This is a genomic window from Actinocorallia libanotica (assembly GCF_039525175.1).
Lineage (GTDB): Bacteria > Actinomycetota > Actinomycetes > Streptosporangiales > Streptosporangiaceae > Actinocorallia > Actinocorallia libanotica.
The window spans coordinates 161,526-186,210 of the sequence record NZ_BAAAHH010000002.1 but is presented as its reverse complement, the minus strand read 5'-3'; the positions used below and the strand labels follow the sequence as shown (position 1 = coordinate 186,210).

Here is a 24,685-nt window from a genome sequence, read left to right as displayed (position 1 = left end):
ACGCAGTCCTCCGGCTGGGCGCGCTCTCCGGAAAGACGCAGGCCTTCGGCTGGGCGCGCTCCCAGGGAAGACGCAGGCCTCCAGTTGAGCGCGCTCTCCGGAAAGCGGGGTCCGTCCGTGCCCGAATCGATGGCTCGATGATCTTTTGCTCGGCACAGGTGGGCGCGTAGGGTCCTCGAATCCGGTTCGGGACGGTTCGAGTGGTGCGGGGGCGCGGGGATGGGAGTGCGGCGCAGGTCGGTGCGGACGGTCCTCTCGGCGTTCGCCGTTCTCCTGGCCACCTGCGCTTTCCCCGCCGCCGCCGTCGAGGCGTTCGGGTGGAAGGTCGTGCTGCGCACGCGGGATGCGGGCAGCACCTGGTTCTACGGGTTCGCGGCGGCCTCGCCGCGAAGTGCCTGGGTGCTGGGGGAGCGCACCGGCGGCCAGGGGCGGGAGAGGCCGGTCGTCCACCACTGGGACGGCGAGCGGTGGCGGAACACCCGCCTGCCCGTCAGGCCGGCGCTGCGCGAGCACCGGGGGAGCGAGAACGGTACGAGACTCAGCGCGTCGAGTGACCGCAACGCCTGGCTCGTCCTGCCGGGCGCGTTCACGTATGAGGCCAAGGACGACCCCGCGTGCAGGCGCTCCCATGAGATCTACGAGAAGAACGGCCTCTCCCGGCCCTCCAGCCTGCTGCGCTGGGACGGTTCCGGCTGGAGGATCGCGCTGACGGTCGAGGACGCCGTCATCACGTCCGTCGTGGCGGCGGGCGAGAAAGAGGCGTGGGCTTTCGGGGAGGGTCTCGAAGGTCCGATCGTTCTCCGGTACGACGGAACGAAGTGGAGCAGGCAGGCCAGTCCACTGCAGGTGGGCGACGCCGAGGGAGACGGGACCGGGGCTTGGGCGGTGGGAGAGTCGGTCGCGACCGGACAGCCTGGCATCTGGCGTTTCGGCGGCGTCCGGCCGCGTCACATTCCCTTCGGCGGGATCCATCCGGAGAGCAGGCGCGCCACGGAGAAGAAGAACGGCGTTTGGACGTTCTCCTCGTCGCTCGCCGTTCTCGACCGAGGCGAGGTCGCCGTGAGCGGTCTCGTCTACGTCTACCGGGGATGCGTCATCCCCGAATGGGCGCAGGTGCGGGAGACGCCCTATCAATTGCGCTGGAACGGCGGTTTCTGGAGTCGCGAACGACGGCTGGGGCGAAATGAAGTGGTCTCCCAGGCATCCGACGGCCAGGGCGGCCGCTACGCGGTCAAGACGTGGTACTCGAGCCCGTTCGACGTCTCGAAGGTCATGCACCGCACGGCCTCGGGCCGCTGGCACGATCAGAAGTTCCCCGGCATGCACGCGCTCGCCGTCTTCCGGGTCCCCGGTACCCGGACGGTCTACGCCGTCGGGGCCGACCCGGGGAGAGGGGGAGCCCGCATGGGTCTCGTCGCGAGGTTCACGCCGTGACCTCGCGGTTGCCGAGGGACCTCATTCCCCGGGGGTAGGGAGGGTGAATGGTCTGGCTCTGGAGGCTGATCCCGGAATGTTCAAGGGCGCAGTAGCGTGAGAGAGACGCAGAAAGCAGCCCTGTGGACCGGACGGGGGGACAGTGACCCACTACGCTGACCAGAGACCGTTCGCAGGGTCGCTAGGCGCGGTGGTGTAATGAACTGCCGCAAGGAGATCGTCATCGAAACTGGTATGAACGTCGCAATCAGGTACGCAGCGGGTTCCGACATCGGTTGCAACCGGGAGAACAACGAGGACTCCGGGTACGCCGGTCCTTGCCTCCTGGCCGTAGCGGACGGGATGGGCGGCTACGCCGGCGGCGAGGTCGCCAGCTCCACCGTCATCAACGCGCTGCGCCGGTTCGACGCTCCGGTGGCCGACACGGAGCTGCAGGGCACCCTCGCCAGGGCCGTCTCCGAGGTCAACAGGGCACTGGGCCAGGCCATCTCGGCCCATCCCGAGCTCAACCGGATGGGCACCACCCTGACGGCGATGCTCTGGAACGGCACCAGCAAGTTCGCGATCGCCCACATCGGCGACTCCCGCGCCTACCTCCTGCGCGACGGCGTGCTCTTCCAGATCACCAGCGACCACACCCTCGCCCAGCTCCTGGCGGACGGCGGCGACTCCGGGGAGAACTCGCACCTGTCCCACATGCTCTTCAAGGTGCTGGACGGCGGCCCCGACCGCGACCCCGACCTCGCCCCCCGCGACGCCCGCCTCGGCGACCGCTACCTGCTGTGCTCCGACGGCCTGTCCGGCCCGGTCGGACCCCAGGAGATCTTCGACATCCTCTCCGCCGAGAAGGAGCGGGAACAGGCCGTGGCCAGGCTCATCGAGGCCGCGCGCGCCCACGGCGGCCCTGACAACATCACCTGCGTGGTGGCAGATGTGCTCGAAGCAGAACCAGGAGCGCCGCACCAGCGTCCCACCCTGGTGGGAGCGGTCGCGGGAGCCTGACCATCACGGTCCGGTTCCGCGACGATCCCCCGGCTTGACAGTGGCAGTGGTCAGGCCGGTATAAGGGGTCGACAAAGGGACGAGAAGGTCGGGTGGAGGCTTTCATGACGGGGGCAACGGCACTGCGCCGTCCCGTCGGGACGGTCGCGGTCAGGGCGGCGGCGATGGCGGCGCTCGCGTTGTCCGTCGCGTTCGCGCATGGGATCCACGATCCCGGGATCCTGTGCCCCATCCGAGCGTTGACTGCTCTTCCCTGCCCCTTCTGCGGCGGCACCACCGTCTTCATCGAACTGGGGTCCGGGCATCCGGTCCGGGCTCTGGCGGCCAACCCCCTGGTGTTCGCCGGGGCGATCGTCTTCGCCCTGGCTCCGCTGGGACTCGGCGCCCGATGGCAGGCGTGGGGACCGCGGGTGCGTGCCTGGATTCTCGGCACCGCCATAGCGGGCTCCGGCATCTGGCAGCTCGTCCGATTCGGAGTCCTCTGACAGCGCACGCCGAACCCGGCTGACGCATCGGCACCATTCACGAGGAGAAGTCAACGTGGGAAACCCCCCCTACGACCCCTACGGTCAGCACCAGCCCGGTTATGGGCAGCAGCCTCCCGCGAACCCGTACGGCGGCCCGCAGACTCCGCCGCCGCAGCCCCCGGCCTACCAGGCCACCCCGCCGCCGGCCTACCCCGCGCAGCCGGCCTTCCCCGCGGCCGCCCAGCCGCAGTACGGCGTGCCGCAGCAGCAGCCCTACGGCTACGCGGGCGGCGCGTACGGCGCGTACGCCGGCTGGGGCGCGCGGTTCGCCGCGACCCTGGTCGACGGCATCATCGCCGCGATCCCCGCGGGCCTGCTGTACGTCATCGCCATCGCGCTCTTCGCCAGCGACGCGCCCGAGGTCTCCTACGACCCCGCCACCGGCTCCTACAGCAGCAGCGGCGGCGGCTCGGGCGCCGGCGGCATGCTGGTGATGCTGCTGGGCTACGCGGTCAGCTTCGCGATCCAGCTCTACTTCATCTACCAGGAGGGCACGACCGGGCAGACGCCCGGCAAGAAGCTCACCAACATCCGCCTCATCAGCGAGCAGACCGGACAGCCGGTCGGGTTCGGCATGGCGTTCGTGCGCAAGCTCGCGCACTTCCTGGACAGCATCGCCTGCTACGTGGGCTGGCTGTGGCCGCTGTTCGACGCCAAGAAGCAGACCTTCGCCGACAAGGTCATGAACACCGTCGTCGTCCGCTCCGTCTGACGTCGGCGTCTCGGCGGGGCGTCCCACCCGGGGCGCCCCGCTCTTCGTTTCCGGGAGGTTGCCTTGCACGAGGGTCTGGTACTCGCCGACCGCTTCGAGCTGGTCAGGAAGATCGGCCAGGGCGGCATGGGCGCCGTCTGGGAGGGCCGCGACACCGCGCTCGGCCGCCGGGTGGCGATCAAGACCCTCGTGGTCAGCCCCACCGCGGAGGCGGTGCGCCGCTTCCGGGGCGAGGCGCAGATCGGCGCGGGCCTCTCCCACCCGGGCATCATGGTCGTGCACGACATCGGCCAGTACGAGCAGACGCTCTACCTGGTCATGGAGCACCTCGAAGGCCGGGACCTGAAGTCCCTCCTGGAGGACGGCCGCCTTCCGCTGGAACGGACGCTGGAGATCGCCGCCGAGCTGCTGGGGGCGCTGGGCGCCGCGCACGCCCAGGGCGTGGTGCACCGGGACGTCAAGCCCGGCAACGTGATGATCCTGAACAAGGGCGGGCTGAAGATCCTGGACTTCGGGATCGCGCGGTTCACCGACGCCACCGTCACCGGCTCGGTGGTGGGGACGCCCGCCTACATGGCGCCCGAGCAGTTCACCGGCAACACCGAGGTGGACGGCCGGTGCGACCTGTACTCCTTCGGCGTCATGCTCTACGAGATGGTCGTCGGGCGGCCCCCGTTCGAGGGGAGCACGCTGCCGGAGTTCGTCTACGCCCATCTGCAGAAGGTCCCCGACCCGCCGCGCACGGTGCGTCCGGAGCTGCCGGAGTCGCTGAACAGGCTGATCACCGACCTGCTGGCCAAGGACCCCGCGGGCCGTCCCCGTACCGCAGAGGCGGCGCTCCAGCGCATCACCCACGTCCGTGACGAGCTCCGGCAGGGGCCGTCCCAGACGTTCGGGCAGCCTTCCCCCCATCCCCGGACGCCGCCGCCGTTCGCGCACCATCTCACCCAGGCGCCTGCCACGCCCCCGCCCGTCGAGCTCCCGTTCTCCCAGCCCGCACCGCCCGTGCAGAGCCCCGCCTACGGCCAGGCGGCGGCATACGGCCCGTCGGCGGGATGGGCGCCGACGCAGCCCCCCGGCCACCAGCAGCACGTTCCGGCCCAGTTCGGCCACGGTTACGCCCAGCCGTACCAGCAGCCCTTCCCGGGGACCGCCGGGGCGCGGCGCTCGGCCCCGTACTGGCGCAGGGCGGCGGCCTTCCTGATCGACTGGTTCCTCGGCTTCTTCGCCGTGATCATGTTCGTCGTCGTGATCACCTGGAACGACCCGGCGGAGGCGGACCTCACCGACTCCCAGGGCGGGGCCATGATCCTCGTCTGGGCGATCGTGTACTTCGGCTACGGGATGATGGAGGGCCTGCTCGGGTTCAGCCCCGGCAAGGGCCTGTGCATGCTGCGGGTGGTGCACGCCCGGACGGGGGAGCGGCTCGGACTGGTCCGCGGCGTCGCGCGGGTCTTCGCCCAGATCATCAACTGGTGGACGCTGCTGATCGGGTTCCTCGTCCCGCTGTGGGACCGCGAGGGGCAGACCCTCGCCGACAAGGTGTGCGGCACCCGGGTGGTCCAGGCCTGAAGCGGTGTCAGCGCGCCGGTTCGAAGACCGCGCCGTGGGCGGCGACGCGGGCGCGGCGGACCGCCTGGTCCAGCAGCGTCAGGGCGTCGGAGCGGCGGAGCATCTGGCCCGCGGTGAGGTTGTGCCCGGCGATCCCGCCGGCGAGCTCCAGGACCACGGTCAGCCGGGTGGCCAGCGCGTCGACCCGGTGGGCGCGGGCCGGGTAGCCGGGGGCGAGCCCGCTGTCGGCGTCGTCGCGCAGCGCCTTGAGCACCGCGGTGCGGTCGCCGCCGATGTCGTCCAGGTCGCTCATGATCTCGGTGACCTCGCGCATCGCCAGCGCGAGTCCGCGCTCGGCCTCGGCCAGCGACGGCACGTCCGGGAGGGCGCCGCGGGCGGGCAGCAGCTCCCAGCGGGTGCCCTGGTAGGAGGAGCCGCGCCGGTCCTCGGCGGGGACCATGCCGATCGCGTGGTCGGCCAGCAGGACGATGACGCCCTCCCCGGCCTCGACCGCCGCCCGGTTGAACTCGGGCGGGCCGGACAGGCCCAGCGGGTCGCCGGGGGCGGGCAGCGCCAGGCGCAGCCCGGCGAGGCCGCGCGGACGCAGCTCGGCCAGCCAGGAGCGCAAAGGCACCTCGCCCGCCAGATGGGGGCCGGAGCGCTCGGCCGCGTCCACCGCCTCGTCGAGGCCGACATGACCGGTGAGCCAGGCGTTCACCCAGGCGACCAGGGTGGGAGAAGGGCGAGAGCCGTGCATGACAAACACGATAACCGGCTTTCGGAGCATCTCTCGGAGCGTGGTACCGGACGGTGCCGCAATTCCCACGGGGCAGGGGATTCGCGCCCTGCCTGCAATAAGGTTGTCGCTGGAGGATCTTAATGAGCGGTGAGGTACTGAGGCTCCAGGGCGTCGTGATCCGGCGCGAGGGAGCCGTGTTGCTCGGCGGGGTGGACTGGACGGTCCGCGAGGGCGAGCGCTGGGTGGTCATCGGGCCGAACGGGGCGGGCAAGACCACGCTGCTCCAGGTGGCGGCGACCACGCTCTACCCGACCGAGGGCCGGGTGGAGGTGCTGGGGGAGACGCTGGGCCAGACCGACGTCTTCGAGCTGCGGCCCCGTATCGGCTTCGCCAGCGCGGCGGTGGCCGAGAAGGTGCCGTCGGGCGAGACGGTCATGGACCTGGTGCTGACGGCGTCGTACGCGATCCTGGGGCGCTGGCAGGAGGAGTACGACTCCACGGACGTGGGCCGCGCGGTCGCGCTCCTGGAGGCGCTGGGCTGCACCGAGCTGGTGCGCAGGCGCTTCGTCACCCTCTCGGAGGGCGAGCGCAAGCGCGTGCAGATCGCCCGGGCGCTGATGCCGGACCCGGAGCTGCTCCTGCTGGACGAGCCCGCCGCGGGCCTGGACCTGGGCGCCCGCGAGGAGCTGGTGGGCAGGCTGGCGCGGCTGGCGGGCGACGCGGCGGCGCCGGCGATGGTGCTGGTCACCCACCACCTGGAGGAGGTGCCGCCCGGCTTCACCCACGCGCTGCTGCTGCGCCGGGGCGGGGTCGTGGCGGCCGGTCCGGTGGAGGAGGTGCTGACCGGCGCGAACCTCAGCGACTGCTTCGGCATCCCGCTGCAGGTGGAGCAGCACAACGACCGGTGGTACGCCCGTTCCGCCCTGGCATAGCCCTGATGTCGGAGTGATCGGGGCGGCTCCCTACGATCGGGCACCATGACACCGTGGGAAGCGGTCGCGATCTTCGCGGCGGGGACGGCCGCCGGAGGGATCAACGCTGTCGTCGGGTCGGGTTCGCTCATCACGTTCCCGACCCTGGTGGCGCTGGGTTATCCACCGGTCCTGGCGAACGTCTCCAACAACATCGGCCTGGTGCCGGGCGCCGTCGCCTCCTGCTGGGGCTACCGGCGGGAGCTGGCCGGCCAGGGCGGGCGGCTGCTGCGGCTGGGCTCCGGCTCGCTGCTCGGCGCGCTCGCCGGCGGGCTGCTGCTGCTGAGCCTGCCCGAGTCGGCGTTCAAGATGATCGTCCCGGCGCTGATCGTGATCGCGCTGGTGCTGGTGGTGCTGCAGCCGCGGCTCAACGCCTGGGTGCGGGGGCGGCGCAGCGGCGAGGCCGGGCACGGGGGGCCGCTGCTGTGGGCTCTGGTCTGCCTGGCCGGGGTCTACGGCGGGTACTTCGGCGCGGCCCAGGGCATCCTGCTGATCTCGCTGCTGGGCATCTTCCTGCCCGACGACATGCAGACCGTCAACGGGATCAAGAACGCGCTGAGCGGGATCGTCAACGCCACCGCGGCCGCCCTGTTCATCGTGATCGCCGAGGTGGACTGGGCGGTGGTGGGGCTGATCGCCGCCGGCGCCTTCCTCGGCGGCTACACCGGCGCCTCGGTGGGGCGGAGGCTTCCGTCGTGGGCGCTGCGCGGCGTCATCGTGTGCGTCGGCCTCGTGGCGGTTGTGAAGCTGCTCACCGGGTAGGTCTCGAACATGGGTTCTCATGGCGGGAGAATGCGGTGAAGGGCGACCGTGTCGAGATCGTGGTGGAGTCCGGTGACGCTCTGCGGACGTACGACGTCGTCGCCACCAAGGCCGGACGGCGGGTGGAGATCAGCAACCGGCGCGGGGTGATCGAGGTCAGCGAGGTGACCCGCACCGGCACGCCGGTGCGCACCGCGCGGTTCATGGCCAGCAGGGTCGTGGCCCTGGTGGAGCACCCGATGGACGAGGGCGCGGAGTAGCGGCGGCCGCTCAGATCGGGCGGACCTGCACCATCCCCGTCTCGCTGATCCGGGTGTCGAAGGCCGGCTGCCGGCTGGTGGCGGGCCCGTCGACGACCGCGCCGTCGTCGACGCGGAAGGTGCTGCCGTGCCAGGGGCAGACCACGCAGATCTCGTCGTGGATCCGCACGACACGGCCCTGGTGCAGCGGCCCCGCCAGGTGGGCGCAGGCGTCGGCCAGCACCCGCACCTCGTCGCCCAGGCGCAGCACGAACAGGTCGATGTAGCCCAGGGAGCGGTGCACCGGCCAGCCGTCGGGCAGCTCGTCCAGCGGGCACAGGTCGTGCCAGCCCAGCGGGACGAGGTGGGAGATCGAGGGGGCGTGGTTGGCGCCCGCGGCCTGCCGGAAGGCCAGGTGGCCGCCCAGGTAGCTGCCGGCCATCATGCTGCCGAGCCCCAGGAAGCTCAGCGCCTTGCCGGTGCCCTGGTCGCCGCGCATCCGCGCCAGCAGCGAGGCGCCGTACAGCAGGTTGGTCAGGCCCATCCCCACCGCGTGCACCAGGCCGACCCGCTGCTGCTCCCGGTGCAGGCTCGACCAGTCGGCCAGGCCGGTGAGCACCGTCGGCACCGAGGTGGACAGGCCGAAGGCGATCAGGACGCGGGAGGCGCGCCGGGTGCCGGGGAAGAGGTCGAGGAGCGCCGCCGAGCAGTAGGCGCCGATGGGGAGGTCGGTCAGGGGCGCGTGCACGGGGTGCCCGAACGGCACGCCGTGCAGGAGATTGCGCAGCGGTCCGGGGGGCAGGGCCCGGCGCACCGCCTTGGAGATCACCTGGATCGGCTTGTCCAGCGCCGAGTCCAGCTCCAGGCGTTCGGCGAGCGCGACCGGATGGGCCCGGGTACCGGCCTGCGCCCCGTTCTTGGTGATCCTGCCCGCTCGTTCACGATTCACTGGCTGACATCCCATCTGCCCGCTGTGGGCGCTTCGACGGTCATCCACCTTCTCGTGAGCTTTCCCCTTCCAAGGGGTGGGATAACGGTGACGTACGGGGCAGTAGAGCCGATCTGTCACGGCGCGACGCGTCGGCGGTCCGGCCCCGGGAGCCCGGGGCCGGACCGCCGGTCACGGGTTCAGACGCGTTCCAGGCGCACCGGGACCCCGTTGAACACGGCGTTGCCGGACAGGACGTCGATCTCCTGCTCGTCGGTCAGCGTGTTGACGCTGACCCCGGCGTTCTCGGCGGCCACCCGGGTGCGGGTGCCGGGACGGGAGTGGCCCCAGCCGTGCGGCAGGCTCACCACGCCCGGCATGATCTCGTCGTTCGGCTCGGCCGGCGCCTCCACCTCGCCCGTCCGCGAGGTGATCCGCACGACGTCGCCCGCGCCGATGCCCAGCCGCTCGGCGTCGGCCGGGTTCAGCCGCAGCGTGCAGGTGTTGGAACCGCCCAGCAGCTCGGGGATGTTGTGCATCCAGCTGTTGTTGGAGCGCAGCTGGCGGCGGCCGATCAGCACGAAGCCGTCGGCGGGGCGGGCGGCGCGCAGCCGCTCCACGTCCTTGGCGAAGAGCTCGGGGCACAGGTCGACGCGCTCCAGGACCATGACCTCGGCCAGCCGGGGCTGGAGCGGGCCCAGGTCGAGGCCGCCGACCGTCTCGGCCAGGGTCAGCCCGTAGGGGCCGAGGCGGAGCATCATGTCGAGCCGCGTCTCGGCGGACGGCGGGCCCAGCTCGGCCCGCAGGTCCTCCCGGCCCGCCTTCTTCAGGGTGGTCTGGATGACGAACTCGTCGACGTCCTCGGGGGCCGTGCCGGTCAGCTCGCCCGCCAGCCGCGCCATGATCTCCGACTCGGACGGCCGGTCGCCGCGGTCGGCCGCCGGAGGGGAGTAGCGCGCGTAGTTGCGGACGGTGAACGCCAGCAGCGCCACGTCGTAGTGGGGGGTGCGGGTGTGCGGAGGCGGCGGCAGGACCACGTCGGCGTGGCGCGTCGTCTCGTTGACGTACGGGTCGACGCTGACCATGAACTCCAGGCCCTCCAGGGCCCGGCCGATCCGGTCGCCGTTCGGCGCCGAGAGGACGGGGTTGCCGCCCACGGTGATCAGCGCCTTGATCTGGCCTTCGCCCTCGGTCTCGATCTCCTCGGCGAGGGTGGCCACGGGGAGCTCGCCGTTGACCTCCGGCAGGCCGCGGACCCGGCTGTGCCAGCGGCCCGTCCGGTAGGGGCGCGAGCGCTTGCCGACGGAGTGCGCGGCCTTGGGGAACATCGCGCCGCCGGGCCGGTCGAGGTTGCCGGTGAGGACGTTCAAGGCGTCGATCAGCCAGGTCGCCAGGGTGCCGAACTCCTGGGTGCAGGTGCCGATCCGGCCGTAGACCACGGCGGGTTCGGCGGCGGCCAGCTCGCGGGCGATCTCCCGTACCGTCGCCGCGGGGACGCCGGTGACCGGCTCGGTGGACTCGGGGGAGAACTCCTCGGCGAGCTCGCGCAGCTGCTCCAGGCCGTCCACTTCGTGGCGGAGCCGGGTCAGGCCCTCGGCGAACAGGGTGTGCACGATCGAGAAGAGGAACCAGGCGTCGGCGCCGGGGCGGAGCGGGACGTGCCGGTCGGCGAGCTCGGCCGTGCGGGTGCGGCGCGGGTCGACCACGACGAGGCGCCCGCCCCGGCGGCGCAGCTCCTTCAGCCGGCCGGGGAAGTCGGGGGCCGAGCAGAGGCTGCCGTTGGACTCCAGCGGGTTGGCGCCGAGCATCAGCAGGTAGGAGGTGCGGTCCAGGTCGGGCACGGGGATGGCCAGCGGGTCGCCGAGCATGTAGCCCGCGCTGACGTGCTTGGGCATCTGGTCGGCGGTGCTGGCGCTGTAGAAGTTCTTCGTGCCGATGCCCTTGATGAGCAGCGGCCCGTAGAGGGAGCCCGCGACGCTGTGCGCGCTGGGGTTGCCCAGGTAGATGGCGACGGCGTCCTTGCCGTAGGTCTCGATGACGCGGCGCAGCCCGTGGCCCGCCGCCTCGAAGGCCTCCGCCCAGCCCGTCTCCTCGCCCCGCAGGAGCGGCGCGGTCAGTTTGTCGGGGTCGTTATCCAGGCGCCCGAAACTTGCGCCCTTGGGGCAGATGAAGCCCTTGCTGAAAGGGTCGTTCCTGTCGCCGCGTACTTTGATCACCTTGTCGTCGTCGTCCAAGGTGAGCTCCAGGCCGCACACGGCCTCGCACAGCGGACATGTCCTGAACGCGGTTCGGGTCATGGATGTATGTAACCACTTACATCAGGTCGGGGACAGAGCCGTGAACCCCTTTCCCGGCGAGTGGCGAGATAACGGTGACCCACTCCCTAAGGAAGGCCGCAATGGCATGACGACGTCCGTGCGGTCGGACGACTCGGCTCTCATCGCGGAATCACTGCGACGGCCCGAGGCGTTCGCGGAGCTCTTCGACCGCTACTCAGGCCTGCTGTACCGCTACACCTCGCGCCGCCTCGGCCCGGAGAGCGCCGAGGACCTCGTGGGCGACACCTTCGCGATCGCCTTCGCCAAACGCGCCAGGTACGACACCTCCTACGCCGACGCCCGCCCCTGGCTGTTCGGCATCCTCACCAAGCTCATCTCCCGCCACCACCGCAGGGAGGCCGCCCGCTACCGGGCCTGGGAGCGCAGCGCCCCGCCCGCCGTCTACGTGGACTCGCCCGCCGACCGGGTGGCCGAGGGCGTGACGGCGCAGGCCTCGCGCGGCGAACTGGCACTCGCCCTGGCCGCCCTCTCGGCGGGCGACCGCGACGTACTGCTCCTCGTGGCCTGGGGCGACTTCACCTACGAGGAGGTCGCCCGCGCCCTCGACATCCCGATCGGGACCGTGCGCTCCCGCCTCAACCGCGCCAGGCGCAAGGTCCGCGCCGCGCTCGGCGACGTCAACCCGCTGGAAGGAGAGTGACGATGGACGACCTGAAGATGCTCCGCGACCTCGGCCGCGACCTGGAACACGAACCCCCGGCCTCCCTGGCCCACCAGCGCGACCGCATGTACGGCCGCCGCCCCGCCCGCCTGACGCGCCCGAAGAGCTGGCTCGTCCTCGGCGTGGCCGCCGCCGTCACCGCCTCCGCCCTCCTGGCCCCCCGCCTCCTCCTCGACTCCGAGACCGGGCACCAGAACGTCCTGAAGGCACCCGCCGCTGAGCCGAAGCCGACAAAGGACGTGAACCTCCTGCTCCTGGGCTCCGACCAGAGAGCGGGCCGGAACGCGAAGAAGGAGTCTGCCCGCTCCGACACGATCATCGTGGCGCACGTCCCCGTCTCCGGGAGCGGCGTGAAGATGATCAGCATCCCCCGCGACACCCTCGTGGACGTCCCGGACTGCGTCGACCGGTCCGGCCGGAAGGTCCCCGGCCGTCGCACGGCGATCAACCAGGCCTTCAGCACCGGCGGCGCGGAATGCTCCCGCAGGACCGTCGAGAACCTGACCGGGATCACCCTCGACCACACCATCGTCTTCGGCTTCCAGACCTTCAAGAAGCTGGTGGACGCCATAGGCGGTGTGAAGCTCGCCCTCGCGAACGAGGTGGTGATCGATCCTGAGACGGGAAAGACGCTCCCCCAAGGCACCAGCACCCTGAACGGCGAGGAGGCCCTCGGTTACGTCCGGGCGCGGCACGGCTTGGGCGACGGCTCCGACCTGGAGCGGATCAAGCGCCAGCAGAAACTCATGGCCGCCCTCCTGGAGAAGGCCGAACCGTACCTGGACGACCCGGCGCAGCTCGCGAAACTCGCCAACGGCATCGTCCCCGCCCTGGACGCGGATCCCGCCCCGTCTCTGAGCATGACCGTGGAGATCTTCCGCACCTTCGCCCGGTCCGATGACCGAACGGTCGCCTTCTCCACGGCTCCCTGGGAACCCGCTCCCGAGGACCCGAACCGCCTCGTCCTGAAGCAGCCCGACGCCGAGAACCTCTGGCGGACCCTCCGCTGAGAGGACGGAACCGCCGGATGGGTGCGGACACAAGGGGAATGTGACCCTTCACAGCAGGAACGACCCCGAGTTGTGGGGTGCGGCCGTGGGCGGGGACGAGCAGGCCTTCGGGGAGCTGTTCGACCGGCACGGCCGCACCGTCTACAACTTCTGCTTCCGGCGGACGGCGGACTGGGCGGTGGCCGAGGACCTGGCCTCGGTCGTCTTCCTGGAGACCTGGCGGCGGCGCAAGCAGGTGCGCTTGGAAGGCGGGTCGCTCCTGCCGTGGCTGTACGGGGTGGCCACCAACGTGCTGCGCAACCACCAGCGGTCGCTCCGTCGGTACGGCGCGGCCCTTTCCCGCCTCCCCGAGCCCGTCGCGCCGGAGACGGACGCCGACCTGGTCGCCGCCCGCCTGGACGACCAGCGGCGCATGCGCGAGATCCTCGACCGCATCGCGCACCTCCCCCGCCGTGACCAGGAGCTGCTGGTGCTCTGCGTCTGGGAGGAGCTCACCTACGCCGAGGCCGCGACCGCTCTCGGCATCCCCGTCGGCACCGTCCGCTCCCGCCTCAGCCGCATCCGCGCCCGACTGAAGGAACCGCCTCCCCTCCCCGGACACAAAGGGATAAACAACGCACTCAGGGAGGAACTGTCATGACCCCTCTTCCCCCGCGACGGGACCTGCCTGACCTGCAGACCCGGAGGCGCCACCTGATGTCCGAGATCCGCACCCCCGCCCGCAGACCGCGCCGCCGCCTCCTTCTCGGCGGAGTCCTCGCCACGGTCCTGGCCGGAGGAGCCGCCGCCGTCGTGCTGGCCGCCCTGGTCGGTCCCGGCGCGGAGTCGCCCGATGCCGGGCGGGACGGCACGCTGCGGCTCGCGGCGGCCTCGGAGGTCCTCGTCCGGGCCTCGCGAAGGGCGGGAACCGAGCCCGAACTCAGGCCGGAACCCGGCCAGTACCTCTACTTCGAGGAGAGGGGAGAGCAGGACCACTTCGCTCGGATGTCGCAGATGGGCAAGAACGGCGAGAAGAAGTACTTCATCAGCAGGAGAGGGGAGAACAGCCACGGAGAGAACTGGTATCCGGTGGGTGGTCAGAGCCCGGGAATGTGGCGAGGCGGTGGTGAGGGCTACCAGGTTCCCTGGCCGGGGGAGATCAAGCCCGAAAGGGTCAGCGGGTCCGGATGGATCTGCGAGAGCTACCGGAACGTCAGCGAGGCCGGAAGAAGGGACATGAAGGTCGTGCCCGACTGCAAGGCCGGTGACGACCGCTACCGCAGGGACCTGCCGACGGATGTGGAAGCCATGTCCGAATGGTTGTACTCCCCGAAGAAGAACGATCCGAGCCCACCGGACATGCGTGCCTTCAACAAGGTCGTCGAGACCATCCGCGGGCATTACGTGCCGCCGAAGAGCCGCGCCGCCCTGTTCGCCGCGGCGTCCCGGATCCCCGGCACCGTCCTGATCGAAGACGTCACCGACCTGGTCGGCCGGAAGGGCGTCGCCGTCGGCATGGCCTGGGACGGCGTCCGCTCCGACCTGATCTTCGACGCCGCCACCTTCGAGTTCCTCGGCGAGCGCACGGTCATGGACTACGACGCGTCCTCCTGGCCGCTGAAGGGCGGTGAGAACGGCCGGAAGGCCGATCCCGAACTGGCGCGGTACATGAAGCCCGGCCACATCATGACCCAGTCGGTGATCCTCCGCGTCGCCCTGGTCGACGAGCGCGGCCAGAGACCCTGACGCCTTCCTGCGAGCAGCCCCCGTCGGATCCCGGCGGGGGCTTTCGTGCGCCCGGGTAAAGCGCTCGCAAAGCCAGGTGTGTTACCGGGGGTCTCGGGGGCGCTGTCGAAGGTGAGGTATCTGTTACGAAACAAACTGGAAGATCGGGAGATGGGCGGGAGGGGCTGATCGTTGGGGAGTGAGGCAATCGAGGTAGGAAGGGTACCGATTTGCAACTTGGTGTGCTTCCAACCGTCATGGGTGTCCGATATGTTGCGCTCTACTTCCTGGTAACCACGGGAAACGGCTGGTGAGAACGGTGCGTGCAGCAAGGTGAAGCTTCGGAAGTTCGGGCAGCTGGTGACCGGCGTGATGCTGGCGACGGTGCTGGGTCTGCCCGCGGCGCCGGCGGTGGCCGAGCCCGGTCCGGCGGCCGCGGGGCCCGCGGCGGCGGACAGCGGCGCGAAGATCACGGACGAGCGGTGGGTGGACGACCGCACCGTGGACGTCACGATCGACACGCCCGGGGTCACCTCGATGGACCCGCAGGCGCGGATCCTGGTGCCCAAGGGGTGGAGCAAGGACGCCACGCGCACCTGGCCGGTGCTGTACGTGCTCTCCGGCGGCCCGGACACCTACACGATCTGGTCCGAGAAGACCGACATCGAGGAGACCGCCCTGGGCGATGACGTCATCGTGGTCATGCCCGACTCGGGCAAGGGCGGCGGTTTCGTCGACTGGTACAACGGCGGCAAGGGCGGGAACCCCAAGTGGGAGGCCTTCCACACCAGGGAGCTGTCCCAGCTGGTGGAGCGCAACTTCCGCGGCAGCACCACCCGCGCGATCATGGGCCTGTCCTCCGGCGGCTCGGGCGCGCTGATGTACGCCACCCGCAACCCCGGCTTCTACAAGTACGTGGCCTCCTACAGCGGCATCGCGCACATCACCAAGCCGGGCATCCCCACGATCATGCTGCTGTCGGACGTGATCGACGGCGCCACCGAGAACCCGGACCCCTACGGCAAGCTGGGCGACCCGCTGTGGGACCGCTGGAACTGGCTGGAGCACGACCCGTACGTCAACGCCGGCAACCTCCGCGGCACCGGCGTCTACCTCTCCTCCGGCACCACCGGCCTGATCGGCCAGCTGGACCTGGGTCTCAAAGAGGTGATCGACGAGAAGGAGGGCGACCTCACCGAGGTCGCCAAGGCGTACGCGGCGGGCTCGATCAGCGAGAAGGTCATCGGCATGACCAACGAGGACCTCGCCGCCCGGCTCAAGGCGATGAACATCCCGACCACGGTGCACCTGTACGGGGACGGCCTGCACAGCTGGCCCTGGTGGAACCGCGAGTACAAGCTCGCCTGGCCGATGATCATGAAGGCGCTGGGCGTCTGACCAGGGCGCGGACGCGGGAAGGGCGGGCACCCGTACGGGTGCCCGCCCTTCTCACGTGGTGCCGGAGGCTCAGGCGGTGACGCCCAGGCCCTTGGCGACGGACGCGCCGAGGTCCTTGTGGATGTTGGTCCAGTACTCGACGACGCGCTTCTTCATGTCCGAGGTGACCTCGGGCTTGGAGGCGTGGCCCACGACGTTGGAGACCATGTGGGCGCGGTCGGTCTCGGACAGGACGTTCTCCCACAGGGCGCGCGGCTGGCCGTAGTCGTCGTCCTCGCTGTGCAGGCGGTAGGCGCTGCGGACGATCTCGCCGGTGAGCTGGTACTGCTCACCCTCGTACAGCGAGGGGTCGGCGGCCGGGCCGCCGAACGAGTTCGGCGCGTAGTGCGGGCCGGACGGCTGGCGGAAGGCCATCGAGCCGTCGAAGTTGTAGGAGTTCACCGGCGACTTCGGCTGGTTGACCGGCAGCTGCAGGTAGTTGGTGCCGATCCGGTAGCGGTGGGTGTCGGCGTAGGAGAACAGCCGGCCCTGGAGCATCTTGTCCGGGGACGGGCCGATGCCGGGCACGAACGCCGACGGCTCGAAGGCCGCCTGCTCGATCTCGGCGAAGTAGTTCTCCGGGTTGCGGTTCAGGGTGAACTTCCCGATCGTGATCTCGGGGTAGTCGGCGTGCGGCCACACCTTGGTGAGGTCGAACGGGTTGAACCGGTAGTCCGCGGCGTCCTCGAACGGCATGATCTGCACGTTCACCGTCCACGACGGGTGGTCGCCCCGCTTGATCGCGTCGTGCAGGTCGCGGATGTGCAGGTCCGGGTCGGCCGACTGGGCCGCGGCGGCCTCGGCGTCGGTGAAGTTCTTGATGCCCTGGTCGGTCTTGAAGTGGTACTTCACCCAGAACTTCTCTCCGGCGGCGTTGTACCAGAGGAAGGTGTGGGAGCCGAAGCCGTGCATGTTCCGCCAGGAGGCGGGCGTGCCGCGGTCGGTCATCAGGAAGCTGACCTGGTGCGCCGACTCAGGCGACTGGGTCCAGAAGTCCCACTGCGCGTTGTGGTCGTGCAGGTGGTTGTCCGGGCGGCGCTTCTGCGTGTGGATGAAGTCCGAGAACTTCTGAGGATCGCGGATGAAGAAGATCGGGGTGTTGTTACCGACGATGTCGTAGTTGCCCTGATCGGTGTAGAACTTCAGCGCGAAGCCGCGCGGGTCGCGCGCGGTGTCGGCGCTGCCCAGCTCGCCGGCGACCGTGGAGAAGCGCAGGAGCAGCGGGGTCTCCCGGCCCTTCTGGAAGAGGCCGGCCCTGGTGAACTGGCTCACGTCCTCGGTGATCTGCAGCGTGCCGTAGGCGCCGCCGCCCTTGGCATGGACGACGCGTTCGGGCACCCGTTCCCGGTTGAAGTGCGCCATCTTCTGGATCAGGTAGTGGTCCTGCAGCAGCAGCGGGCCGTTGGGGCCGACGGACTGGGAGAACTCGTCACTGGGTGCGGGGGCGCCGTTGTCGTCGGTGGTGATCGGCCTGGTGGTCATGGGTGTCCTCCTTGACAGTCGGGGCAGAGGCCCCAGTAGATGACGTCTGCCTCGTCGACCTGGAAACCGGCGTTGGCCGCCGGCTCCAGACAGGGGGCGTGGCCCACCGCGCAGTCGACGTCGGCCACCGCGCCGCACTGCCGGCACACGAGGTGGTGGTGGTTGTCCCCGACCCGGGACTCGTAGCGGGCGGGGCTCCCGGCCGGCTCGATCCGGCGCAGGATGCCCGCGTCGGTGAGCGCGTTGAGGGCTTCGTAGATCGCCTGGGTGGAGACGTGCCCGACGCGTTCGCGCACCTTGCCCGCCACTTCCTCGGCGGTCACGTGCCGTGCGAAACGCAGGCACTCCAGGATGGCCACCCGGGCGGACGTCACTCTCAGTCCGGCCCCGCGCAGCTGCTCGGCGGAGGTTGCCTTTTCGGTCACGCTCATACTGAACCCCAAAAACACGACTAAGTCAAGAAAACGAGGAAGCCATGTTTGGCCGTCTCCCCGGCGCCGGCGTCTCCGGTGCCGCCTCCAAGGTACGGATCGGAGCGGCACGGATTGCGCGCGAGGCGGGTGACCAGGGGATGATGGGCGGGTGACCGAGACAGGGACGCCACTACGCAGAAGGCCGGCCCAGCGACGCTCCGCCGAACGGGTGCAGCGGATGCTGGACGCCTGCGCCGAGATCCTCGACGAGTCGGGCTACGAAGGGCTGTCCACCACCCGGATCGCCCAGCGCGCCGGGGTGGCCATCGGCTCGGTCTACCAGTTCTTCCCCGACAAGCGGGCGGTCGCCCAGGCCCTGGCCCTGCGCAACCTGGAGCAGTTCGGCGAGCGGATCGGCGACCTGCTGGCGGGCGGCGGGCTGGAGCGCTGGTCGGAGACGGTCGGCCAGGCCGTCGACATCTTCGTCGAGATGCACCGGACGGTGCCGGGCTTCCGGGTGCTGCGCTTCGGCGACGCCGCCGACCTCCACCTGCTGGACGAGTCGGCCGACAACAACGCCGTGGTGGCGGCCCGGCTGCGGGAGCTGATCGTCCAGACCACCGGGGTGGCCGACACCCCCGCCCTGGAGCGCGCCTTCGCCATCGCCGTGGAGACGGCGGACGCGCTGATCAAGATGGCCTTCCGCCGCGCACCGGACGGCGACGACCTGGTGATCGACGAGGCCAAGGGTCTCGTCCAGCGCTATCTCTCTACATACCTGGACAGGTAGGACACCCGGTCGGTTAGGTTCTGGGGGTGGATTTCAACTGGTTCCAGGCACAGAGCCGTTTCCTCGTCCGCCAGCGCTTCACCCTCATGGTCAACAAGTACGAGGTGCACACGCCGGGCCCCGACGGGCGTGAGCAGCACCTCGTCGCGTTCGCCCAGCAGAAGCGGATGGCGTTCAAGGAGCAGGTGACCCTCTACACCGACCACACCAAGCAGCAGCCCCTCGCCGGGTTCAAGGCGCGCCAGCGCATCGACCTCGGGGCGACCTACGACATCGTCGACCACGCGGGACAGCCGATCGGCACCTTCCGCAAGGACTTCAAGCGCTCCCTGACCAGCTCGACCTGGCACCTGGAGCAGCCGGGCCTGGGCGTGACGACGGGCACCGAGCGCAACCAGACGGTGGCCATCCTGCGCAGGATCTGGGGATTCATCCCCTTCCTGGGCGAGCTGCCGTTCGCCTGGCCGTACCACTTCGACTTCACCGCGGGCGGGACGCAGCCGGTGTTCTCGGTGATCAAGAAGTTCAGCCTGCGCGACAAGTACGAGGTGGTGATCCACGACCCGCGGATCGACCGCCGCCTCGTCGTCGCCCAGGCGGTGGCCCTCGACGCCCTCCAGAGCCGCTGAGCCCCGAAAGTGCCACATTAACGGACATTAAGCCTTTGGTACGGCATCCCGGCGTGGCGAATGTCACCATGGGGTCATGACCGGTGACGAACAGGCACGGCCGGTGGGGGAGCCGGTGTGGCCGCGTAGTGGTTCTCTTGGCGGGGTGCCCTTCGTGGCGCTGCCGCCCACCGCCGTCGACGTGCCCGCGCAGGACGGGCTCATCGTCTGCTGGCACGCGTTCGAGCCGCCGCGCACCGAGGCGGCGATGGCTGCGGCGCTGCCCATGACGGGCATGCCCGTCTGGCGGGTCTACCTGGGGCTGCGGCTGCCGGGGCGCACCGAGGGCGACCACGGCGACTATCTGGGGCTGCTGGGGGCGACGGTGGAGCGCGCCGCGGCGGGGCTGCCCGAGGCCGTCTCCGGGCTGCGCGAGCTGCTCGGCCTGCCCGAGGGCGCGGTGGGGCTGGCCGGGCACGGGGAGGGCGCGATGGTCGCGCTGCTGGCCCTGGCCGAGCGGCGGGTGCCGGTGTCGGCGGCGGCGCTCGTCGCCCCGATGGCGCGGGCCGCCCGGGTGATCGAGGCCAGGGAGCGCAGGCTGGGCGCCTACCCCTGGACGCCGCAGGCCCGGATGATCGCCGAGCGGCTCGACCTCACGGCGCGGATCGCCGAGATCGCCGAGGCCGACCCCCGGCTGCTGCTGGTCGGCGGCGCCGGCGACCTGCTCGTCCCCGCCGAGGAGGTGCAGGAGCTGCAGGAGCAGCTCACCGGCGCGGGCATCACCACCGCCGAGGCGGTGACCTTCCGGATGGGGCACGCGCTCGCCGCCGAGCCCGGCCTGGAGCCCAAGCCGCCGCTGGCCGCCGCGGTCAGCGTCGACGCCGCCCTGACCGACTGGTTCCGCCAGCACCTGGCGGCCGGAGTCGACACGGGCCGGCCGATGGCCGCCCCGGTCGGTTGAGGCCGTTCTTCCGGGGGGCGGCCCCCGGGCCCACGGAGCGGGAACGACCGGCCCTCGCCGCGCCGCGGTCGGTCGCTCCCGATCAGAGCAGCGAGGCCAGGGTGCGCACGGTGTGGTCCAGCTCGCCGGAGGTGTTGTAGTAGTGGACCGAGGCGCGGACGCGGGCGCGGGGGGCGAGGCCCTCGTCGTAGCGGTAGGTCTGCTCGGAGACGCGGGTGACGACGCCCGCGGCGGCGAGCTTGGAGACCAGGGTCTCGGCGGGCTGCTCGGCGTGGGTGAAGGTGACGATGCCGCTCTTGTGCAGGCCGCGGTCGTGGACGGTGACGCCGGGCAGGTCCGCGAGCGCCGTGCGCAGGCGGGCGGCGAGCGCGTCCACCCGGGCGGCGATCGCCTCCAGGCCGAGGTCCAGCGCGTACTCGGCGGCCCTGACCAGGCCGAGCTGGGTGGCGACGGACCGTTCCCACATCTCGAAGCGGCGGGCGTCCGGGCGCAGGGTGAAGGAGTCGGGACCGGTGAGGTCGGCGGCGTTCAGGTCGGCGACCGGCGGGTCGAGCAGCTCCAGCACCGAGCGGCGCACGTAGAGGAAGCCGGTGCCGCGCGGCCCGCGCAGGAACTTGCGGCCGGTCGCCGACAGCAGGTCCACGTTCAGTTCGGCCACGTCGAGCGGGAGCTGGCCGGCCGACTGGCAGGCGTCCAGCAGGAACAGCGCGCCGTGCGCGCGGGCCAGCGCGCCGACCTCGGCGGCCGGGTTGACCAGCCCGTCGTGGGTGGGCACGTGGTTGAGCGCGACCAGCCGCACCCCGCCCCGGCCGAGGGCCTCGGCCAGCGCCGCCAGGTCGATGGCGCCGTGGGAGTCGTCCGGGACGACCTCGACCGAGACCCCGTGCCTGCGGGCGGCCTGCGCGTAGGCGAGCGCGTTGCTGGAGTACTCGCTGGTCGTGGTGAGGATCCGGTCGCCGGGGGAGAAGGGGATCGCGGAGAAGGCCTGGGCCCAGGAGCGGGTGGCGCTGTCGGTGAAGGCGATCTCGTCGGGGGCGGCGCCGACGAGCCGGGCGAGCACCGCGTATCCCTCCTCCAGCCGCTCGTGCGCCCGGTCGGCGGCCTCGTACCCGCCGATCTCGGCCTCCAGTTCCAGATGGGAGACCACCGCGTCGAGCACCGGCCTGGCGGGCAGCGCCGAACCCGCGGCGTTCAGGTGGACGGCGTTCCTGGTCCCGGGTGTCTCTTCCCTGATCCGATCGATGTCCACGCTGGTCCCTTCGCTGGGTCGGTACGAACCAGCATAAAGAGCCCGGCATCCTAGGGGACATGATGCGCAGACTGATCGCCGCCGGAACCGTGTTCGCCCTCGTCGGAGGCGCCCTGTCGGGATGCGGGGGGGACGAGGACGCCGCGGCGAAGGATCTGCCCCCCGTCACGGTGGCGTTCGGCGGGGACGTGAACTTCGAGGGCGGCCTGCGGGACCGGCTGGCCGACCCGGCGAGCGCGCTGGGACCGATCTCCCAGTGGCTCGGCGCCGCCGACCTGTCCGTGGTCAACCTGGAGACCGCGGTCACCGAGGGCGGCACCCCGGCCGCCAAGCAGTTCACCTTCCGGTCCCCGGCCACCGCGTTCGACGCGTTGAAGGGCGCGGGCGTCGACGTGGCGTCGATGGCCAACAACCACGGCATGGACTACGGAGCCGAGGGGCTCCGCGACTCCCTGGCCGCGGCGAAGGAGAAGGGCTTCCCCGTCGTGGGCGTCGGCGAGAACGCCGACGCGGCGTTCAAGCCGTACGTCGCCGAGGTCAAGGGCACCCGGATCGCGGTCTTCGGCACCACCCAGGTGCTCGACGACGAGCTGGCCTCGGCCTGGACGGCCACCGACGCCCAGGCGGGGCTCGCCTCGGCGAAGGACCCGGCGCGGCTCGTCGCGGCGGTCAAGAAGGCCAAGGACGAGTACGACACCGTCATCGTGAAGGTGCACTGGGGCGTGGAGAAGCAGAGCTGCCCCTCGGCGGACCAGAAGACGCTCGCCGACCAGCTGGTCGAGGCCGGCGCGGACGCCGTGGTCGGGAGCCACGCGCACGTCCTGCAGGCGGGCGGCTTCCACCCGAAGCAGAAGGGCAAGTACATCCACTACGGCCTGGGCAACTTCGTCTTCTACAGCTTCACGCCCGGCACCCCGACCAGCCAGAGCGGCGTGCTCGTCCTGACGTTCAAGGGCCACGAGGTGCAGAAGGCCGATTGGGCGCCGGCCGTGCTGGAGTCGCCCGGCCTGCCGCGGCCCCTGACCGGCACCGAGGCGCAGAGCGCCTACACCGGCTGGACGGCCCTGAACGGTTGCGCGGGTCTCGACCAGTGACGGGAGGGGGTCTGCCATCCTGTTCCCGACACCCAGGGGTGAGGAGGGCGGAATGCGCTCGAAGGTGATCCTGGCGGCGTCGCTGGCCGGAGTGCTGGCGGCGTCGGCGTGCAGCAGCGGCGAGGACAAGGCGGAGGCGGAGGCGGGGGAGACCCGGCAGCCGCCCGCGACGTCCGCGCCGCCCGTCGAGGAGCCGCCCGCCAAGGAGCCGATCATCCTGGCGTTCGGCGGCGACGTGCACTTCGAGGGGCAGCTGCGCGCCAGGCTGAACAGCCCCAAGACCGCGCTCGGCCCGATCGCCTCGGTCCTGCGCAAGGCGGACCTGGCCATGGTCAACCTGGAGACGGCCATCACGACCGGCGGCACCCCCGCCCCCGGCAAGGAGTTCACCTTCCGCGCCCCGCCGACGGCGTTCACCGCGCTGAAGGCGGCCGGCGTCGACGTGGTGAGCATGGCCAACAACCACGGCATGGACTACATGGAGACGGGACTCGCCGACTCCCTGAAGGCGATCAAGAAGACGAGGTTCCCGACCGTGGGGATCGGCCGCAACGCCAAGGCCGCCTACGCCCCCTACCGGACGACCGTCAAGGGCAACAGGATCGCGATCCTGGGCGCCACCCAGGTGCTGGACGACCACCTCATCCCGGCCTGGACGGCCACCGACGCCAAGGGCGGCCTGGCCTCGGCCAAGGAGGTCCCGCGCATGGTCCAGGCGGTGAAGCAGGCGCGCAAGGGCTCCGACCTGGTGATCGTGCACCTGCACTGGGGCGAGGAGCTCAACCCCTGCCCGCTGCCCCGCCAGAAGGAGCTCGCCCAGCAGCTCGTCGACGCGGGCGCGGACGCGGTGGTGGGCGGGCACGCCCACATCCCGCTCGGCGGCGGCTACCTGGGCGACGCCTACGTCCACTACGGGATGGGCAACTTCGTCTTCTACTCGGCGAGCGGGCAGACGGCGAACTCGGGCGTCCTGCTGCTGAAGGCCGCCGAAGGAAAGATCACCAAGGCGGTGTGGAAGCCCGCGCGGATCTCCGGCGGCCTGCCGGTCGCGCTCAAGGGCGCGTCGGCCGCGTCCGAGTTGAAGCGCTGGCAGGGCCTGCGCGGGTGCACCGATCTGAAGACGAAGAAGGGGTCGTCCTAACCGGCCTTCAGCAGGCGTTCGGCCAGCCGGTGGGCCGGCAGGACGCGCGAGGCCGAGACCTCGCAGGTCCGGGGCGTGGCGAGGTTGTCCAGGACGTGCTCCAGCAGTCCGGCGAAACCCTTGCGGTGGGCGACGGACTCCCAGGAGGCGGCGGGCGGGAGCTGGGTCCGTCCGTCGCGGCGCAGCTCCAGCCGCTCCAGATCGGTGACGGCCGCCGAACGCCCGTCGCCGTGCAGCTCCAGGCGCTCGGTGTCGGCGCCGGAGCCGCGGTGCATGGCCAGTGAGCCGCTCCCGCCGTCCGCGCCGAGCAGCGCGGCGCACAGCAGCATGCGGCCGTGGGCGTCGGTGCGCAGCAGAAGGTCCTCGCGCTCCGGTTCCGCCGACTCGGCGCCGAGGAGCCAGAGGGCCAGGTCCAGCAGGTGGATGGCGTCGTCGTAGACGGTGTGCCGGGCGGGCGCGTCCTCGAAGGAGGGGCGGTGCTTCTCCAGGGAGAACCAGCGCGGCGAGCCGGAGATCCAGTAGCGGGCCGTCCGGTAGGCGGGGGCGAACCGCCGGTTGAAGCCGACCGCGAGCAGGACGCCCAGGTCGTCGGCGAGCCCCGCGAGGCGCTCGGCCTCGCCGAGGTCGGCCGACAGCGGCTTGTCCACATAGGTGGGGACGCCGCGCCGCAGGCACTCGGTGACGATGCCGGAGTGCGCCTCGGTGGCCGCGTGGACCATGACGAGGTCGAGGTCGCGGTCCAGCAGCTCCCGGTGGTCGGTGGTGCCGAACGGGACGCGGTACCGCGAGAGGACGGAGTCGACGGCGGTGGCCGAGCGGCTGGCCACGCCGACGAGCTCGGTCCTGGCGTGCCCGGCCACCAGCGGAAGGTAGGCCTTCTCCGCTATGTCGCCGAGCCCGATGAGTCCGATGCGCATCTTCCGAACCTACC

25 protein-coding genes are annotated in these 24,685 nt (G+C 71.1%); 18 read left to right on the top strand and 7 right to left on the bottom strand.

Annotated features, from left to right (window positions below; translation table 11 throughout):
• The first annotated feature begins 219 nt into the window (after positions 1-219).
• The 5 genes from ABD140_RS03920 to ABD140_RS03900 all read left to right on the top strand — a co-directional run bounded on the left by ABD140_RS03920 (position 220) and on the right by ABD140_RS03900 (position 5,247).
• A complete protein-coding gene (locus ABD140_RS03920) occupies positions 220-1,434 on the top strand; it encodes a hypothetical protein (protein WP_344236771.1) in 1,215 nt (404 codons plus the stop codon).
• Positions 1,435-1,668: 234 nt separating this feature from the next.
• Complete coding sequence (locus ABD140_RS03915) at positions 1,669-2,436, top strand: PP2C family protein-serine/threonine phosphatase (protein WP_344236769.1); 768 nt, start codon at positions 1,669-1,671, stop codon at positions 2,434-2,436.
• 104 nt (positions 2,437-2,540) lie between these two features.
• On the top strand, positions 2,541-2,921 hold the full coding sequence (locus ABD140_RS03910) for a DUF2752 domain-containing protein (protein WP_344236767.1): 381 nt from the start codon (positions 2,541-2,543) through the stop codon (positions 2,919-2,921).
• Between the two features lie 55 nt (positions 2,922-2,976).
• Complete coding sequence (locus tag ABD140_RS03905) at positions 2,977-3,675, top strand: RDD family protein (RefSeq protein ID WP_344236765.1); 699 nt, start codon at positions 2,977-2,979, stop codon at positions 3,673-3,675.
• Positions 3,676-3,738: 63 nt separating this feature from the next.
• Entirely contained in the window at positions 3,739-5,247 is a 1,509-nt protein-coding gene (locus ABD140_RS03900; RefSeq protein ID WP_344236763.1) for a protein kinase domain-containing protein, read from the top strand.
• A 7-nt stretch (positions 5,248-5,254) separates the two neighbouring features.
• Here the strand turns inward: ABD140_RS03900 and ABD140_RS03895 are convergent, their stop codons facing one another.
• The gene (locus tag ABD140_RS03895) at positions 5,255-5,983 is read right to left on the bottom strand and encodes a hypothetical protein (RefSeq protein ID WP_344236761.1); all 729 of its coding nucleotides are present in this window, start codon (positions 5,981-5,983) and stop codon (positions 5,255-5,257) included.
• 122 nt (positions 5,984-6,105) lie between these two features.
• Between ABD140_RS03895 and ABD140_RS03890 the strand changes: the two genes are divergently transcribed.
• Genes ABD140_RS03890 through ABD140_RS03880 form a run of 3 tightly spaced genes read left to right on the top strand, consistent with a single transcriptional unit; the run spans position 6,106 to position 7,958 of the window.
• The gene (locus ABD140_RS03890; RefSeq protein ID WP_344236759.1) at positions 6,106-6,897 is read left to right on the top strand and encodes an ABC transporter ATP-binding protein; all 792 of its coding nucleotides are present in this window, start codon (positions 6,106-6,108) and stop codon (positions 6,895-6,897) included.
• A 45-nt stretch (positions 6,898-6,942) separates the two neighbouring features.
• On the top strand, positions 6,943-7,698 hold the full coding sequence (locus tag ABD140_RS03885) for a sulfite exporter TauE/SafE family protein (RefSeq protein ID WP_344236757.1): 756 nt from the start codon (positions 6,943-6,945) through the stop codon (positions 7,696-7,698).
• Between the two features lie 35 nt (positions 7,699-7,733).
• Complete coding sequence (locus tag ABD140_RS03880; protein WP_344236755.1) at positions 7,734-7,958, top strand: hypothetical protein; 225 nt, start codon at positions 7,734-7,736, stop codon at positions 7,956-7,958.
• A 10-nt stretch (positions 7,959-7,968) separates the two neighbouring features.
• Here the strand turns inward: ABD140_RS03880 and ABD140_RS03875 are convergent, their stop codons facing one another.
• Together ABD140_RS03875 and ABD140_RS03870 are read right to left on the bottom strand one after the other, a co-directional pair.
• Complete coding sequence (locus ABD140_RS03875) at positions 7,969-8,886, bottom strand: Rieske (2Fe-2S) protein (RefSeq protein ID WP_344236753.1); 918 nt, start codon at positions 8,884-8,886, stop codon at positions 7,969-7,971.
• Between the two features lie 179 nt (positions 8,887-9,065).
• A complete protein-coding gene (locus ABD140_RS03870; protein WP_344236751.1) occupies positions 9,066-11,162 on the bottom strand; it encodes a molybdopterin oxidoreductase family protein in 2,097 nt (698 codons plus the stop codon).
• 106 nt (positions 11,163-11,268) lie between these two features.
• Between ABD140_RS03870 and ABD140_RS03865 the strand changes: the two genes are divergently transcribed.
• The 5 genes from ABD140_RS03865 (at position 11,269) to ABD140_RS03845 (ending at position 15,977) form a co-directional block, all read left to right on the top strand.
• Complete coding sequence (locus tag ABD140_RS03865) at positions 11,269-11,844, top strand: RNA polymerase sigma factor (RefSeq protein WP_344236749.1); 576 nt, start codon at positions 11,269-11,271, stop codon at positions 11,842-11,844.
• Positions 11,845-11,846: 2 nt separating this feature from the next.
• A complete protein-coding gene (locus tag ABD140_RS03860; protein ID WP_344236748.1) occupies positions 11,847-12,875 on the top strand; it encodes an LCP family protein in 1,029 nt (342 codons plus the stop codon).
• Between the two features lie 40 nt (positions 12,876-12,915).
• Complete coding sequence (locus ABD140_RS03855; RefSeq protein ID WP_344236746.1) at positions 12,916-13,515, top strand: RNA polymerase sigma factor; 600 nt, start codon at positions 12,916-12,918, stop codon at positions 13,513-13,515.
• Positions 13,512-14,600, top strand: coding sequence for a CU044_5270 family protein (locus tag ABD140_RS03850; RefSeq protein WP_344236744.1), 1,089 nt, complete (start codon positions 13,512-13,514; stop codon positions 14,598-14,600). Before ABD140_RS03855 ends, ABD140_RS03850 begins: the two co-directional genes overlap by 4 nt.
• Positions 14,601-14,912: 312 nt before the next feature.
• Entirely contained in the window at positions 14,913-15,977 is a 1,065-nt protein-coding gene (locus tag ABD140_RS03845; protein ID WP_344236742.1) for an alpha/beta hydrolase, read from the top strand.
• A 69-nt stretch (positions 15,978-16,046) separates the two neighbouring features.
• On the opposite strand, the gene ABD140_RS03840 is transcribed toward ABD140_RS03845, so the two are convergent.
• Both ABD140_RS03840 and ABD140_RS03835 read right to left on the bottom strand, forming a co-directional pair.
• Complete coding sequence (locus ABD140_RS03840) at positions 16,047-17,498, bottom strand: catalase (RefSeq protein WP_344236740.1); 1,452 nt, start codon at positions 17,496-17,498, stop codon at positions 16,047-16,049.
• Entirely contained in the window at positions 17,495-17,923 is a 429-nt protein-coding gene (locus tag ABD140_RS03835; protein WP_425544073.1) for a Fur family transcriptional regulator, read from the bottom strand. The genes ABD140_RS03840 and ABD140_RS03835 overlap by 4 nt, the downstream gene beginning before the upstream one ends.
• A 157-nt stretch (positions 17,924-18,080) precedes the next feature.
• On the opposite strand from ABD140_RS03835, the gene ABD140_RS03830 reads away from it, so the two are divergent.
• The 3 genes from ABD140_RS03830 to ABD140_RS03820 all read left to right on the top strand — a co-directional run bounded on the left by ABD140_RS03830 (position 18,081) and on the right by ABD140_RS03820 (position 20,270).
• The gene (locus ABD140_RS03830) at positions 18,081-18,701 is read left to right on the top strand and encodes a TetR/AcrR family transcriptional regulator (RefSeq protein ID WP_344236736.1); all 621 of its coding nucleotides are present in this window, start codon (positions 18,081-18,083) and stop codon (positions 18,699-18,701) included.
• A gap of 26 nt (positions 18,702-18,727) precedes the next feature.
• Positions 18,728-19,330, top strand: coding sequence for an LURP-one-related family protein (locus tag ABD140_RS03825; RefSeq protein ID WP_344236734.1), 603 nt, complete (start codon positions 18,728-18,730; stop codon positions 19,328-19,330).
• Between the two features lie 76 nt (positions 19,331-19,406).
• On the top strand, positions 19,407-20,270 hold the full coding sequence (locus ABD140_RS03820; RefSeq protein ID WP_344236732.1) for an alpha/beta hydrolase family protein: 864 nt from the start codon (positions 19,407-19,409) through the stop codon (positions 20,268-20,270).
• Positions 20,271-20,352: 82 nt separating this feature from the next.
• Here ABD140_RS03820 and ABD140_RS03815 read toward each other — a convergent pair whose 3' ends face one another.
• A complete protein-coding gene (locus ABD140_RS03815; RefSeq protein WP_344236730.1) occupies positions 20,353-21,519 on the bottom strand; it encodes an aminotransferase class V-fold PLP-dependent enzyme in 1,167 nt (388 codons plus the stop codon).
• A gap of 59 nt (positions 21,520-21,578) precedes the next feature.
• Here ABD140_RS03815 and ABD140_RS03810 point away from each other — a divergent pair, with 59 nt between their 5' ends.
• On the top strand, positions 21,579-22,613 hold the full coding sequence (locus ABD140_RS03810) for a CapA family protein (RefSeq protein WP_344236728.1): 1,035 nt from the start codon (positions 21,579-21,581) through the stop codon (positions 22,611-22,613).
• 52 nt (positions 22,614-22,665) lie between these two features.
• Positions 22,666-23,754 (top strand): CapA family protein, encoded by a 1,089-nt coding sequence (locus tag ABD140_RS03805; RefSeq protein ID WP_344236726.1) that lies wholly within the window; start codon positions 22,666-22,668, stop codon positions 23,752-23,754.
• Here ABD140_RS03805 and ABD140_RS03800 read toward each other — a convergent pair.
• Positions 23,751-24,671, bottom strand: a complete 921-nt coding sequence (locus ABD140_RS03800) for a Gfo/Idh/MocA family protein (RefSeq protein WP_344236724.1) — start codon at positions 24,669-24,671, stop codon at positions 23,751-23,753. The genes ABD140_RS03805 and ABD140_RS03800 overlap by 4 nt on opposite strands.
• Positions 24,672-24,685 lie beyond the last annotated feature (14 nt).

What these genes read in the sequence shown, in the direction of transcription:
- ABD140_RS03885 (WP_344236757.1), top strand. Translation starts at nt 6,943, where the DNA reads ATGACACCGTGGGAAGCGGTCGCGATCTTCGCGGCGGGGACGGCCGCC.
- ABD140_RS03870 (WP_344236751.1), bottom strand. Translation starts at nt 11,162, where the DNA reads ATGACCCGAACCGCGTTCAGGACATGTCCGCTGTGCGAGGCCGTGTGC.
- ABD140_RS03890 (WP_344236759.1), top strand. Translation starts at nt 6,106, where the DNA reads ATGAGCGGTGAGGTACTGAGGCTCCAGGGCGTCGTGATCCGGCGCGAG.
- ABD140_RS03800 (WP_344236724.1), bottom strand. Translation starts at nt 24,671, where the DNA reads ATGCGCATCGGACTCATCGGGCTCGGCGACATAGCGGAGAAGGCCTAC.
- ABD140_RS03810 (WP_344236728.1), top strand. Translation starts at nt 21,579, where the DNA reads ATGATGCGCAGACTGATCGCCGCCGGAACCGTGTTCGCCCTCGTCGGA.
- ABD140_RS03860 (WP_344236748.1), top strand. Translation starts at nt 11,847, where the DNA reads ATGGACGACCTGAAGATGCTCCGCGACCTCGGCCGCGACCTGGAACAC.
- ABD140_RS03915 (WP_344236769.1), top strand. Translation starts at nt 1,669, where the DNA reads ATGAACGTCGCAATCAGGTACGCAGCGGGTTCCGACATCGGTTGCAAC.
- ABD140_RS03865 (WP_344236749.1), top strand. Translation starts at nt 11,269, where the DNA reads ATGACGACGTCCGTGCGGTCGGACGACTCGGCTCTCATCGCGGAATCA.
- ABD140_RS03805 (WP_344236726.1), top strand. Translation starts at nt 22,666, where the DNA reads ATGCGCTCGAAGGTGATCCTGGCGGCGTCGCTGGCCGGAGTGCTGGCG.
- ABD140_RS03920 (WP_344236771.1), top strand. Translation starts at nt 220, where the DNA reads ATGGGAGTGCGGCGCAGGTCGGTGCGGACGGTCCTCTCGGCGTTCGCC.
- ABD140_RS03820 (WP_344236732.1), top strand. Translation starts at nt 19,407, where the DNA reads ATGACCGGTGACGAACAGGCACGGCCGGTGGGGGAGCCGGTGTGGCCG.
- ABD140_RS03850 (WP_344236744.1), top strand. Translation starts at nt 13,512, where the DNA reads ATGACCCCTCTTCCCCCGCGACGGGACCTGCCTGACCTGCAGACCCGG.
- ABD140_RS03895 (WP_344236761.1), bottom strand. Translation starts at nt 5,983, where the DNA reads ATGCACGGCTCTCGCCCTTCTCCCACCCTGGTCGCCTGGGTGAACGCC.
- ABD140_RS03910 (WP_344236767.1), top strand. Translation starts at nt 2,541, where the DNA reads ATGACGGGGGCAACGGCACTGCGCCGTCCCGTCGGGACGGTCGCGGTC.
- ABD140_RS03840 (WP_344236740.1), bottom strand. Translation starts at nt 17,498, where the DNA reads ATGACCACCAGGCCGATCACCACCGACGACAACGGCGCCCCCGCACCC.